The sequence below is a fragment of the Pseudoalteromonas sp. Z1A6 genome (assembly GCF_011378745.1).
In the GTDB taxonomy this organism is placed as follows: Bacteria; Pseudomonadota; Gammaproteobacteria; order Enterobacterales; family Alteromonadaceae; genus Pseudoalteromonas; species Pseudoalteromonas arctica.
In genome coordinates this window covers 1-955 of sequence record NZ_WTKW01000648.1, presented here as the reverse complement: position 1 = coordinate 955, position 955 = coordinate 1, and the positions used below count along the sequence as shown (strand labels likewise).

The window sequence follows — 955 nt, the reverse complement described above, 5'->3', positions numbered from 1 at the left end:
CTAGTGTAGCGGCAGAGAAAATTGGTTCTAACCAAGTTAATTTACAAGGCGCGGCTAATACTGGCTTTGGTTCTGCTAGTGCAGCAAATTCGGTTGGAGCAGCTGCCTATACAATTGATGGCCGAAATAGTGCAACTGTTAATATTGCAGCAGGCTCTAGCGCTAAAGCTGGTGCAGCATCTATCAATGAATTTTCATCTTCTACAGGCGTTACAGCACAGGCAAGAACTGAAGCTGAGTTAGTAATATCAGTTCCTGGCGCTGCCGATGGAACTGTAAGTTTCTCTTTAAATGATGAAAAAGTATCTTACGCAACAACAGGTAATGTTACCAGTGATCAGCAAGCAATGGCTGAAGCAATTAATGCATCAACCGATGAGCATGGTGTAACTGCTTCAATCGATAATGGAGTATTTACAGTATCTAATAACGAAGGGGAGGATATTGCTCTTACTAATTTTAGTGCTTTAGATTCTGCAGGTGCTAATGTTGCTACCGAAGTAGCTGTTAAAGCCCAAGGTTACGATGGTAAAGATGATACTGATTTTGATTTGGTAAGTGGTACAACTGTAGCTGTAAACATTACAGGGGGAATTCAATTAAACTCTTCAGAAACATTTACTGCAGCTAGTGCAAATACAACTTTATCCGCGGTTGCATCTGTAACAAGTAAGCTAAATGATGTTTCTGACGTTGATATTACAAGCCAGAAGGGCTCGCAAGATGCGCTAGCAATTATTGATAACGCGATTGCAAACATCGACTCACAACGAGCGAGCTTAGGTGCGGTTCAAAATCGTTTTGACCACACAATAAGTAACTTAGCGAACATATCAGAGAACGTATCTGCATCACGCAGCCGTATTCAAGATACTGACTTTGCAACAGAAACTGCTGAGATGACTAAAAACCAGATATTGCAACAAGCAGGTACATCAATCTTGTCGCAAGCAAA

Annotated in this window: 1 protein-coding gene; it reads left to right on the top strand. The window is 41.2% G+C overall.

Translation table 11 applies throughout. The features are described from left to right. Positions 1-955, top strand: a 955-nt coding sequence (locus GQR46_RS20770) for a flagellin (RefSeq protein ID WP_277344157.1), incomplete at both ends; no start/stop codon positions are given.